Origin of the sequence: Curtobacterium pomorum, assembly GCF_044497295.1 — a bacterium.
Lineage (GTDB): Bacteria > Actinomycetota > Actinomycetes > Actinomycetales > Microbacteriaceae > Curtobacterium.
Map to the genome: position 1 here is coordinate 3,890,727 of NZ_CP172409.1, position 10,513 is coordinate 3,901,239.

Sequence of the window (10,513 nt, forward strand, 5' to 3'; positions counted from 1 at the left end):
CCGGTACCATGTGTTGACCCGGTCAGCACGCAACGGAAGGGCAGTCAGGCATGCGCCAGCTCATCATCATCGGTTCCGGTCCGGCCGGGTTCACCGCCGGCATCTACGCCGCGCGCGCAGAGCTCAAGCCGCTCATCGTCGCCTCCAGCGTCGAGACGGGCGGGGAACTCACCAAGACGACCGAGGTCGAGAACTTCCCGGGCTTCCCCGAGGGGATCCAGGGACCCGACCTCATGATCAAGATGCAGGAACAGGCCGAGAAGTTCGGTGCTGAGGTCCTGTACGACGACGCCGTCTCCGTCGACCTCACCGGCGACGTGAAGAAGGTCACCGTCGGCTCCGGCGAGACGTACGAGGCCCTCGCGGTCATCTACGCAACCGGCTCGGCGTACCGCCACCTCGGCATCGCCGACGAAGAGCGCCTCTCGGGCCACGGTGTCTCGTGGTGCGCGACCTGCGACGGCTTCTTCTTCCGCCAGAAGAACATCGCCGTCGTCGGCGGTGGCGACTCCGCGATGGAAGAAGCGACGTTCCTCACCCGCTTCGCCGACAAGGTCACCGTGATCCACCGCAAGGACACCCTTCGCGCGTCGAAGATCATGCAGGACCGTGCCCACAACGACCCGAAGATCGAGTTCGCGTGGAACAAGGAGGTCATCGGCATCCAGGGTGACTCCGCAGTGACCGGTGTGACCCTCAAGGACACCGTGGACGGCACCGAGAGCGAACTCGCCCTCGACGGCCTGTTCATCGCGATCGGCAACGACCCCCGCGTGCACCTCGTGCACGGCCAGCTCGAGCTCGCTCCCGAGGGCACCATCGCCGTCGAGGGCCGCACGTCCAAGGCCGTCGGCGTCCCCGGGGTGTTCGTGGCCGGCGACGTCCTCGACCACACCTACCGCCAGGCCATCACGGCTGCCGGCTCCGGTGCGGTCGCTGCCCTCGACGCGGAGAAGTACCTCGCCGACCTCGAGGACACGCTGACCGATGCTGCCGTGGGCGAGACCCCGGTCGAGCCGGTCACCATCTCCGCCTGACCCGGACAGCCCCCGGAATGCCGGGGGCGCGCCCGTGGTTCCACACCCAGTACTGACTTCTCACGAAAGGACACCCATGTCCAACGCAAAGGCTGTCACCGACGCCACCTTCTCGGACGAGGTCCTCAAGTCCGACAAGACGATCCTCGTCGACTTCTGGGCCGAGTGGTGCGGCCCGTGTCGCGCCGTCTCGCCGATCCTCGACCAGATCGCCGAAGAGCACGCCGGCAAGATCGAGATCGTGAAGCTCAACGTGGACGACAACCCCCAGTCGGCCATGAACTACCAGATCACGTCGATCCCGGCGATGAAGGTCTTCAAGGGCGGCGAGGTCGTCAAGACCGTCATCGGTGCCAAGCCGAAGCCCGCGCTCGAGGCCGACCTCGCCGAGTTCCTCGCGTAGGTCGAACCAGCACCACCGAACGCCCCGTCCTCGTCCTGCTCAGCAGACGCGGGCGGGGCGTTCGCATGCCACCCGTTGCGGATCGGCCCCCGCCGCGGAGCCCGGGTTTCCGGGGTCGATGTCGTAGTGTGGCGGGAATGTCTCACTGATCGGAGCACGGTATGACGAACGGCAACAGCCTCGACCCCTGGTACGACTCCTACGCCCAGCGCACCGCCGGGCTGAGCGCCTCCGAGGTCCGAGCGCTGTTCGCCGTCGCCTCGCGCCCTGAGGTGGTCTCGCTGGCCGGCGGCATGCCGTTCGTCTCCGCACTGCCCAGAGAGCTCGTCACGGGCTCCCTGGACCGTGTCATGAACGAGCACGCCGCCATGGCGTTGCAGTACGGCGGCGGTCAGGGTCTCCGGTCGCTCCGCGAGCACATCGTCGACGTCATGAGCCTCGAGGGCATCCGTGCGAGCGCCGAGGACGTCGTCGTGACGACGGGCTCGCAGCACGCGCTGGACCTCGTCACGCGGCTGTTCATCGATCCGGGCGACGTCGTGCTCGCCGAGTCCCCGTCCTACGTCGGCGCGATCGGTGTGTTCCGGTCGTACCAGGCGGAGACCGTCCACGTGACGACGGATGAACTCGGGCTGGTGCCCGAGGCGCTGCGCGAGGCTATCGCGAACCTGCGCACGCAGGGGAAGCGGATCAAGTTCCTCTACACGATCCCGAACTTCCACAACCCGGCCGGCGTCACCATGAGCCGGGAGCGCCGTATCGAGGTGCTCGACATCTGCCGGTCGAACAACATCCTCGTGCTCGAGGACAACCCGTACGGGCTCCTCTGGTTCGACGAGCCGGCACCGCAGGCCATCCGCTCCATCGACGAAGAAGGCGTCGTGTACCTGGGGTCCTTCTCGAAGACCCTCGCACCCGGTTTCCGCGTCGGCTGGGCGCTCGCGCCGCATGCCATCCGCGAGAAGCTCGTGCTCGCCAACGAATCGGCCGTCCTCGCCCCGAACTCCTTCGGTCAGTACGTCGTGAACGCCTACCTGGACGCCGCGGACTGGAAGGGTCAGGTCGACACCTTCCGGGGCATCTACGCCGAGCGTCGTGACGCCATGCTGTCCGCCCTGGGGGAGTTCCTACCGGACCTCTCCTGGACGAAGCCGAACGGTGGTTTCTTCGTCTGGCTCACGCTCCCCGAGTCGCTCGACTCGAAGGGCATGCTGCCGCGCGCGGTGAAGGAGCTCGTCGCCTACACGCCGGGGACGGCCTTCTACGCAGACGGTCGCGGTGGGGGACACATCCGGCTGTCCTTCTGCTACCCCACTCCCGAGCAGATCCGCGTCGGCGTGAAGCGGCTCGCCAACGTCGTGAACGACGAGCTCGAGCTGATCGAGACCTTCGGCCCGAGCACGCGGCCGAACGGCGTCGTGCGTGAGACGTCCTCGGTCAGCGCGCCGCCGCCGAATATCTCCTGATCAGCGCTTTTCTGCGGTGCGAAGTCCAACAGCACCGTCGTTCCACACCGGAGGACCCCCATGGCTGAGCTCACCCGTCGTCACGTCGTCGTCGTCGCGGGAGGGATCTCGCACGAACGTGACGTCTCCCTGCGCTCCGGTCGACGAGTCGCCGACTCGCTGACCGGGTACGGCTGGCAGGTCGACCTCCGCGACGCGGACGCACTACTCCTGCCGGCTCTCGCCGAAACCCGCCCGGACGTCGTGTGGCCGGCTCTGCACGGCGCCTCCGGTGAAGACGGGGCCCTGCGGGGCATCCTGGAGGCGGTGGACATCCCGTTCGTCGGCTCACGTTCCACGTCGGCACGGTTGGCATGGGACAAGCCCACGGCCTCCGCGTTGGTCGCGCGGGCAGGTGTGCGAACCCCTCGTTCCGTCACCCTGTCCCACGACGTGTTCCGCGAACTCGGTGCTGTCGGAGTGCTCGAGGCCATCGCGGGGGAGCACCCGGTCCCACTCGCCGTGAAGCCAGCACGCGGTGGCAGCGCGCAGGGCGTCACCCTCGTCGATGACGTCAACGACCTGCCGCGAGCCATGGTGACCGCGTACACGTACTGCGACGACGTCGTGGTCGAGCAGCTCATCCGAGGCACCGAAGTCGCGGTCGGCATCATCGACACCGGCGACGGGCCCGTGGCCCTCTCCGCCGTGGAGATCGTGCCGCGGAACGGGATCTACGGGTTCGAGGCGCGGTACAACGCGGGGGAGACGACGTTCTACACCCCGGCCAGGCTGTCGGACGAGTTCGCGTCAGCTGCAGCAGACGCCGCAGTCGCAGCCCACACGGCGCTCGGCCTCCGCCACCTGTCGCGTGTGGACCTCATCATCGACGGAGCGGGCACGCCCTGGTTCCTCGAGGCCAACGTGCTCCCGGGTCTGACCGAGACATCACTGCTCCCGCAGGCACTCTCGGCGTCCGGTTTCGACCTCGGTTGGACCTACGCAGAGCTCGCCGAACAGGCGATCCGCGACCACAATGTCTGACCCGCGGGGTCGAACGTTCCACGTGGAACATCGAGCGGCCGCCAGCGCGATGTTCCACGTGGAACACCGCTGTCCGGCGGCTCGCTGTTGAGAGCTGATCCACTCTGAGCAGCATCGGGTGCGTCTGGTCATCTGCCGGCGCTCGGTGGACGCATGACCGATTCACCACCCCCGCAGCCTTCACGACCGAGTACCGGCGTGCCCTCTTCGACCAGCGCGTGCTCGTACTCGACGGCCACCGTGCTCGGACTCATCGCAGCGGGCCCCGGGCAGACGCTCGACCGCATCTTCGAGGACTCGCTGCACGACCACTGGTACTCCGCAACCCGACTCGGACGTGCAGCTCTCCGTCAACTGCTCCACCAACCCGCGGCGCAGGGACAGGGACCATACCCGAGCCCATCCTGCCGGCCGACGAGGTCGTCCGGATCCGCGCCGAGATCGAGAACGTGCTCACTGTGCACTGCGGCCGGAGTGTCGACCGACTGCGAGCCGACACCGATCACGACCGCGTCTTCACGGCCCGTCAGGCCTGGCAGTGGGGGCTCGTGGACCACGTGATCACTCGACGCTGACGGACGGCGCTCCCCGACGACGCCTCAGGCTGCGAGGAGGAAACTGTTCCGCAGTCGTTCGCCACCAGTACCTGCGGAACGTCCTCGCTCGCGGAGCTGTTCCGCTGCGGCTACCGTCAGGTCCGGCAACGAGCTCTCGAGCGCGCCGGCCACTGGTGCCAGCATCTCGGGCGACGGCTCCTTCCGCGCGCGTTCCACCTCGGACAAGTACTGCGGAGGCGTCCCTGCGCGACGAGCGACGTCGTGCAGGGTGTCCCGCGGCCCCGGCGACGAGCGCGGACTTCCTGGCCGACGACATCACGCCATAGCGGCTCAGGATTGCAGGATCCCATGATCCGAGATTGAGAGCGTTCCACGTGAAACGTCCGGCCTTCCAGTTGGCTGCTCGTGAACTCGAACCAGCTGAACGACTGCGCGCCCCGTAACGGACTGAACGCTCCCTCGCTGCTCCGGACACCCGAACCGGGCCTGCGAGGCCCGCTACGGGCCGCACAGCGCCCGCGGAGGCGCATCAAGACGAGACGTCGCCAATACCCAGCTCGGTGAGGATGCGGTTGAGGTCGTCACCGTTCGCAAAGTCGATCGTCACGGAACTCTTCCGTGCTCCGACGGCGATCTTGACCCGCGTGTTCAGGCGATCGCCGATCCGCTCAGCGAGGTCGTTGAAGTGCGCTTGGTTCTTCGTGGGCTGTGGTGCCGGCTTCGGCGGGGTCTTCGTCGCGAGCTGCTGTGCGATGGCCTCAGCAGCACGGACGGACAGGTCCTCGTTGACGATCTTCTCGGCGAGGTACTCCATCGCCTCAGCGTCCGGAGCAGCCAGGATCGCGCGAGCGTGCCCGGCGGACAGGACACCGGCGGCGACCCGGCGCTGCACGGGGGAGGGGAGCCGGAGCAGACGGATGGTGTTGGTGATCTGCGGGCGCGATCGCCCGATGCGCTGACCGAGCTGCTCCTGCGTGATACCGAAGTCCGCCAAGAGCTGCTGGTACGCCGAAGCCTCTTCGAGGGGGTTGAGCTGCGCACGGTGGAGGTTCTCGAGGAGGGCGTCACGGAGCATCGCGTCGTCCGGCGTCTCCTTGACGATCGCCGGGATGACGCTGAGTCCGAGTTCCTTGGTCGCACGGAGGCGCCGTTCGCCCATGATGAGCTCGTACTGCGGCTCCGTCCCCGCAGCCCCGGGGATCGGGCGGACCACGATGGGCTGCAGCACGCCGATCTCGCGAATGGAGTGGACGAGCTCCTGCAGCTCTTCCTCGCGGAACTCCTTGCGGGGCTGCTGTGCGTTCGGGATCACGTCCAGCGGGTTGAGGTTCGCGAGTCGCGCACCCGGGACGGCCACGAGCTCGTCGGCCGTCGGCGCCGATGCCGGGGAACCACCGGTGGGGAAGAACACGTCGACCGGACGATCCTGCTGGTCCGTCGCCGTCGGGATGAGCGCGCCGATGCCACGGCCCAGTCCGGTTCGCTTGGGTGCCATCAGTCCTGCGCTCCTCGTGCTGCGATCTCGGCGGCCGCCTCCAGGTAGGAGAGCGACCCGGTGGAGTTCACGTCGTACGCCACGACGCTCTGTCCGTAACTCGGCGCTTCACTCACCCGCACTGATCGGGGGATCATCGCCTTGAGCACCTGGTCACCGAAGTGCTCGCGAACGTCGTTTGCGACCTGGTTCGCCAGGTTGGTCCGTCCGTCGTACATGGTCAGCAGGATGGTCGAGACCCGGAGATTGGGGTTGAGGTGTCGCTCGATGAGCTCGATGTTCCGCAACAACTGGCTGAGGCCCTCGAGCGCGTAGTACTCGCACTGGATCGGGATCAGCACTTCCTGCGCCGCGACGAACGCGTTGATCGTCAAGAGGCCGAGCGACGGCGGGCAGTCGATGAAGACGTAGTGGTACGGCTCATCCAGCGACTGGAGGTACAGGTCGAGCGCAGTGCGCAGGCGCTGTTCCCGCGCAACCAGCGACACGAGCTCGATCTCCGCGCCGGCCAGGTGGATCGTCGCCGGAACACACCAGAGTGTGTCGGACTCGGGGGACCGCTGCACCGTGTCGGCCATCGCAGCCTCGTCGACGATGACGTCGTAGATGCTGGCGACCTCAGCCTGGTGGTCGACACCGAGCGCCGTCGACGCGTTGCCCTGGGGATCCAGGTCGATCACGAGGACGCGAGCCCCGCCATGGGCGAGGCCTGCAGCCAGGTTCACGGTCGTCGTGGTCTTCCCGACGCCGCCCTTCTGATTCGAGACGGTGATGATGCGCGTCTTCGACGGCAGTGGGAACTGCTGCGTCGCGATGGCCCGACGCCGGCGGTTCAGGTCGGCGATTTCGCGAGCAAGCGGAGTCGACGCGTCGTAATCGGTCGATGAGCTCAACGAATGCCTCTTCCCCGGTTCGATGTTTCACGTGAAACGTGGAGCCGCTGATGGTCGAACCTGTCGGTCCGGGCCGCAGCGTCAGTCAACTGTAGCCCGGAAGACACGTGTGGTCTCGTCGACCACACCGTCCCCGAGCTCGAGGACCTCGACGTCTGAGAGGTGCGTGCGGAGGATGACCTTCCGAGCCTTCTCGATCTCGTCGTCGACCCGCGCACCCTTCATCAGGATGAGCTGGCCGCCGGACCGAACGAGCGGAACCGTGAGCGGGATGAGCTTCGACAGTGCACTGACAGCGCGGGCCGTGACCTGGTCGACCACGATGTCGTCAGAGACGTCCTCAGCCCGCGCACGGACGACGGTCACGTTCGACAGGCCGAGTCGGCCCGCCTCGGACGTGAGCCAGTCCACGCGACGCTCCATCGGCTCGATGAGCGTGAACCGCACGTCAGGACGGGCGATCGCGAGCACGAGCCCGGGCAACCCTGCACCGGAACCGACGTCGGCAACCCGACCACGGGCCTCCAGGAGGGGCGCCAGCAACGCAGAATTGAGGATGTGTCGCGTCCAGAGCCGAGGCAGCTCGAGCGGGCCGATCAGGCCCAGTTCCTCGCCCCGTCGAGCCAACTCGTTCGTGAACGACCGCGCCGTCTCGATCTGGTCGCCGAAGAGCGCGGACGCAGCCGCGGGCTCGACTTCGAGCACCGGAGCGGCGTCCGTGGACACCGCGTCGTCCGTCATCGGGTGACGACCGTGTGGCGGTCCCGACCCTCGCCCTCGGACTCCGAGTGGAAGCCCTTCTCGGCGACCAGGTCGTGGACCAGCTTGCGCTCGTACGACGACATCGGGGGCAGGGCGGCCGACGACGAACCCGCCTCGATGCGCTCGACCGCAGTGTCGACGAGGCGCTGGAGTTCATCGGCACGGGCGTCACGCGAACCGCCCACGTCGAGGATCAACCGGCTGAACTCACCGGTCTCCGCCTGCACGGCGATCCGCGTCAGTTCCTGCAGCGCGGTCACGGTGTCCGGCTTCGACAGCACACGAAGCGCCTCACCGTCATCGGTGACCGACAGGTAGACGCGGCCGGCGCGCTCCTCGATCTCGATGTCGCCATCGAGGTCGCAGATGTCGAGGAGTTCCTCGATGTAGTCCGCAGCGATGTCAGCTTCGTCGCGGCCGTCTTCGGCCTCGGTGGTGTCGACGGCTGCGGCGGTGTCCTGCTCGGTCACTTACTTCTTCCCGTTCTTCTTCGAGCGCTGCTTGCCGACCGGCTGCGAACGCTGGGTGGTGACGCGCACGGCCTCGATCTCGGCGGCACCCGCACCGGCACCGGCCTCGGCGAGGACCGGGTTCGCGATCCCACGACGCTGGGCCTTCTTCGCCAGACGTGCCTCACGCGCCAGCGCCGCCTCGGAGCCGGGCGTCGGCATGCTGCGGATGACGAAGTACTGCTGCGCCATCGTCCAGACGTTCGACGCGAGCCAGTAGAACATGACGCCGAGGGGGAAGCTCAGACCCGAGATCACGAAGACCAGCGGGAGGATGTACAGCATCATCTTCTGCTGGCGGTACATCGGCGACGCCTTGGTCTCCGGCGACATGTTCTTGGCGACCAGCTGCAGCTGCGTGATGAACTGCGACGCGGTCATGACGACGATCATGAAGCCGGCGATCGCACGGACTTCCCACCCGGAGGCGTTGGTGAACGTCTCGTGCAGGGGAGCGCCGAACAGGGCCGCGTTGCCGAACGACGCCGCGAGGTCGTTCGTCAGCAGGCCGATGCCCGTCTTGTTGATCTGAGCTTCGTGCAGCACCGAGTACAGCGAGAAGAAGATCGGCATCTGCAGCAGCAGCGGCAGGCAGGAGCTCAGCGGGTTGGTACCGGTCTCCTTGTAGAGCGCCATGGTCTCGCGGCTCATGGCCTCACGCGAGAACTGGTCCTTCTTGCCCTTGTACTTGTCCTGGATCTTCTTCAGCTGCGGCGCGACCTCGAGCATGCGACGCTGCGACTTGATCTGGCGCACGAAGATCGGGATCAGCGCGGCGCGGACCACGAAGGTCAGGAAGATGATGGAGAGGACCCAGGTGATACCCGCGCCCGGGTCCATGCCGATGCTCTCGAAGATCCAGTGGAAGCCGACGAGGATGGCGGAGACCACCCATTTGAGCGGCCAGAGGATCGTACCGATGATGTCCATGGGGACGGCTACGCCTTTCGAGTGCGCTGGGGGAGCAGGACCGGCCGGGCCGTTCCGACCGCGGGGTGCGGCTGCTGCGGGATCGGCGCGAGGACGAACCCGAACCGGTTGACGACGAACGGGCGACGACGTTCCGTGACGTCGTCGATGCCGCCTGCAGCCCAGGGGTTGCAGCGAGCGATACGCCAGGCGCCCATCGCGGATCCGCGGACGACGCCGTACTGCTGGATCGCTTCGAGGGCGTACCGGGAGCACGACGGGTGGTACCGGCAGACGTTGCCGTACAGCGGGGAGATCACGGCACGGTAGGCCCGGAGCACGACGACGCACGCGTTGCGTGGGAGCAACGCGGCGACCCAGGCCAGCCGGGTCCACTGGATGCGGTTCATGCTGCCTTCTCCACCCCGCGCGCGTAGGAGCGCACGACGTCTTCGAGCAGGGTAGGCCATCCGGCCTGCGATGCGGCTGGCAGTGCTCGGACCACCACGTCGTACCCCACGGGGGAGTCGGCGAGGATGCCGTGCGCGATCGCCTTGAGCCGCCGCCTGATCAGGTTCCGGGTCACCGCGTTGCCCACCGTCTTCGCGACGATGAACCCGAACCGTGACGGTCCGGTGGGGTCCGCCGAACGACGGACCACGGACACGACGACGTGCGCCGTGGCGCTCTTGCGACCACGACGCACGACGTTCCGGTAGTCGTCCCCGCGGACGATGCGGTTGGCGCTGGCCAACACTGCGATGCCGGGGTCAGACCGAGGACCGGATCAGGCGATGAGCCTGATCAGGCCGAGAGCTCGGTGCGGCCCTTGGCGCGACGCGCCGACAGGATGGCGCGGCCGGCACGCGTCCGCATGCGGAGGCGGAAGCCGTGCTTCTTGGCGCGGCGACGGTTGTTCGGCTGGAAGGTGCGCTTGCTCATGATCTCTCCACACGGCTGCTCGCGGCGAGCCGTCACGTATGTATGTGTCATCGCTCGGTGTCGAACGACGCAGATGGGCGCGACCAATCGGCCGCAGTCAACTGGTTAACGGTACGTGACAGCAGCGGGCAGGTCAAACGCCGATCGGGGCCGGCCTCGATGCCGGGGCGTCGTGGACACCGCCGCGGTCCATTCTCCACATTGGGGACAACTTCCGTTCGGTGCCACCCGGCCCGGTCCTTTACAGTGGGGTCATCGATCGGCCCCGCGCCCCGGTACGACAGGGAAGTACTCCTGTCCGACGGATCCGGGCGGTCGTGGACAACACTGTGGACAACCCTGTGGGAACACGCGCGGTACGAGGCGTCGACGAAGCCCCCGAGCCACCGACGAACCGCCGGCGAACGACACGGTCCGCTGAGCGCCACCACCCGCGGCGCCCCGGCACGTCCGACCCAGCAGGACGCACCCCGGTCCGGCACCGAACGCACGACACACACCTGGAGACGAGCGCGAC

14 protein-coding genes are annotated in these 10,513 nt (G+C 67.4%); 5 read left to right on the plus strand and 9 right to left on the minus strand.

Annotated features, from left to right (window positions below):
• Positions 1-50: 50 nt before the first annotated feature.
• The 5 genes from trxB (at position 51) to ACGH48_RS18755 (ending at position 4,504) form a co-directional block, all read left to right on the plus strand.
• Positions 51-1,037 (plus strand): thioredoxin-disulfide reductase, encoded by a 987-nt coding sequence (gene trxB, locus ACGH48_RS18735; protein WP_123311306.1) that lies wholly within the window; start codon positions 51-53, stop codon positions 1,035-1,037.
• A gap of 76 nt (positions 1,038-1,113) precedes the next feature.
• Positions 1,114-1,440, plus strand: coding sequence for a thioredoxin (gene trxA, locus ACGH48_RS18740; protein WP_017887828.1), 327 nt, complete (start codon positions 1,114-1,116; stop codon positions 1,438-1,440).
• A gap of 161 nt (positions 1,441-1,601) precedes the next feature.
• Positions 1,602-2,906 carry a PLP-dependent aminotransferase family protein gene (locus ACGH48_RS18745; protein WP_123311304.1) on the plus strand — a complete coding sequence of 435 codons (1,305 nt, stop codon included), beginning with the start codon at positions 1,602-1,604 and terminating at the stop codon, positions 2,904-2,906.
• A 60-nt stretch (positions 2,907-2,966) separates the two neighbouring features.
• A complete protein-coding gene (locus ACGH48_RS18750; protein WP_396289713.1) occupies positions 2,967-3,929 on the plus strand; it encodes a D-alanine--D-alanine ligase in 963 nt (320 codons plus the stop codon).
• A gap of 458 nt (positions 3,930-4,387) precedes the next feature.
• The gene (locus ACGH48_RS18755; RefSeq protein ID WP_396291143.1) at positions 4,388-4,504 is read left to right on the plus strand and encodes an ATP-dependent Clp protease proteolytic subunit; all 117 of its coding nucleotides are present in this window, start codon (positions 4,388-4,390) and stop codon (positions 4,502-4,504) included.
• A gap of 24 nt (positions 4,505-4,528) precedes the next feature.
• Here ACGH48_RS18755 and ACGH48_RS18760 read toward each other — a convergent pair whose 3' ends face one another.
• The 9 genes from ACGH48_RS18760 to rpmH all read right to left on the minus strand — a co-directional run bounded on the left by ACGH48_RS18760 (position 4,529) and on the right by rpmH (position 9,996).
• The gene (locus ACGH48_RS18760) at positions 4,529-4,702 is read right to left on the minus strand and encodes a hypothetical protein (protein ID WP_396289715.1); all 174 of its coding nucleotides are present in this window, start codon (positions 4,700-4,702) and stop codon (positions 4,529-4,531) included.
• A gap of 313 nt (positions 4,703-5,015) precedes the next feature.
• Positions 5,016-5,981 carry a ParB/RepB/Spo0J family partition protein gene (locus ACGH48_RS18765; RefSeq protein WP_396289716.1) on the minus strand — a complete coding sequence of 322 codons (966 nt, stop codon included), beginning with the start codon at positions 5,979-5,981 and terminating at the stop codon, positions 5,016-5,018.
• On the minus strand, positions 5,981-6,874 hold the full coding sequence (locus ACGH48_RS18770) for a ParA family protein (protein WP_275898011.1): 894 nt from the start codon (positions 6,872-6,874) through the stop codon (positions 5,981-5,983). The genes ACGH48_RS18765 and ACGH48_RS18770 overlap by 1 nt, the downstream gene beginning before the upstream one ends.
• A gap of 81 nt (positions 6,875-6,955) precedes the next feature.
• Complete coding sequence (gene rsmG, locus ACGH48_RS18775; RefSeq protein ID WP_123311294.1) at positions 6,956-7,615, minus strand: 16S rRNA (guanine(527)-N(7))-methyltransferase RsmG; 660 nt, start codon at positions 7,613-7,615, stop codon at positions 6,956-6,958.
• Positions 7,612-8,106 (minus strand): R3H domain-containing nucleic acid-binding protein, encoded by a 495-nt coding sequence (locus ACGH48_RS18780; RefSeq protein ID WP_123311292.1) that lies wholly within the window; start codon positions 8,104-8,106, stop codon positions 7,612-7,614. Before ACGH48_RS18780 ends, rsmG begins: the two co-directional genes overlap by 4 nt.
• Positions 8,107-9,075: a membrane protein insertase YidC gene (gene yidC / locus ACGH48_RS18785; RefSeq protein WP_123292941.1), complete on the minus strand. Its 969-nt coding sequence runs from the start codon at positions 9,073-9,075 to the stop codon at positions 8,107-8,109.
• Positions 9,076-9,083: 8 nt separating this feature from the next.
• A complete protein-coding gene (gene yidD / locus ACGH48_RS18790) occupies positions 9,084-9,464 on the minus strand; it encodes a membrane protein insertion efficiency factor YidD (RefSeq protein ID WP_111083680.1) in 381 nt (126 codons plus the stop codon).
• On the minus strand, positions 9,461-9,811 hold the full coding sequence (rnpA, locus tag ACGH48_RS18795; RefSeq protein WP_222658970.1) for a ribonuclease P protein component: 351 nt from the start codon (positions 9,809-9,811) through the stop codon (positions 9,461-9,463). Before rnpA ends, yidD begins: the two co-directional genes overlap by 4 nt.
• 47 nt (positions 9,812-9,858) lie before the next feature.
• On the minus strand, positions 9,859-9,996 hold the full coding sequence (gene rpmH, locus ACGH48_RS18800) for a 50S ribosomal protein L34 (RefSeq protein WP_022889115.1): 138 nt from the start codon (positions 9,994-9,996) through the stop codon (positions 9,859-9,861).
• Positions 9,997-10,513: the final 517 nt, after the last annotated feature.

Coding starts and splice junctions, on each gene's coding strand:
- trxB (WP_123311306.1), top strand. CDS start 51: ATGCGCCAGCTCATCATCATCGGTTCCGGTCCGGCCGGGTTCACCGCC.
- trxA (WP_017887828.1), top strand. CDS start 1,114: ATGTCCAACGCAAAGGCTGTCACCGACGCCACCTTCTCGGACGAGGTC.
- ACGH48_RS18745 (WP_123311304.1), top strand. CDS start 1,602: ATGACGAACGGCAACAGCCTCGACCCCTGGTACGACTCCTACGCCCAG.
- ACGH48_RS18750 (WP_396289713.1), top strand. CDS start 2,967: ATGGCTGAGCTCACCCGTCGTCACGTCGTCGTCGTCGCGGGAGGGATC.
- ACGH48_RS18765 (WP_396289716.1), bottom strand. CDS start 5,981: ATGGCACCCAAGCGAACCGGACTGGGCCGTGGCATCGGCGCGCTCATC.
- rsmG (WP_123311294.1), bottom strand. CDS start 7,615: ATGACGGACGACGCGGTGTCCACGGACGCCGCTCCGGTGCTCGAAGTC.
- yidC (WP_123292941.1), bottom strand. CDS start 9,075: ATGGACATCATCGGTACGATCCTCTGGCCGCTCAAATGGGTGGTCTCC.
- yidD (WP_111083680.1), bottom strand. CDS start 9,464: ATGAACCGCATCCAGTGGACCCGGCTGGCCTGGGTCGCCGCGTTGCTC.
- rpmH (WP_022889115.1), bottom strand. CDS start 9,996: ATGAGCAAGCGCACCTTCCAGCCGAACAACCGTCGCCGCGCCAAGAAG.